The organism is Pantoea sp. SIMBA_079 (assembly GCF_046940275.1).
Taxonomy (GTDB): domain Bacteria; phylum Pseudomonadota; class Gammaproteobacteria; order Enterobacterales; family Enterobacteriaceae; genus Pantoea; species Pantoea borealis.
Genome location: NZ_JAWRYR010000204.1, coordinates 1 through 279 on the forward strand (window position 1 = coordinate 1; position 279 = coordinate 279).

Sequence of the window (279 nt, forward strand, 5' to 3'; positions counted from 1 at the left end):
GCCAGGCCCGGCGCGCGGGTCTCCGACACCGCCACGGTGCCGTCGTGCGGCTCGTCGAAGCGCGCCAGCAGGGCGCCAAGGCCGCGCGGGATCCGGCCGGCGATCATCCCGACCTCGAAGCCGGCCGGCCAGGTCGCGCAGCCGCCCAGCAGGATCTCCGCGCTGCGTCCGAAGTACAGGCCCGACAGCGGCAGCCGCGCCAGGCGCGCGGCGGCGCGGCTGCCGGAGACCGGCGTGCCCATGCAGACCACGCGCCCGACCGGCGTTTCCGGATGCTCG

General features: G+C 77.8%; 1 protein-coding gene. It reads right to left on the reverse strand.

Annotation, left to right across the window (positions count from 1 at the left end):
• Nucleotides 1–279 (reverse strand): hypothetical protein (locus SB719_RS19720; protein ID WP_412159675.1); only part of this gene is annotated, 279 nt, incomplete at both ends.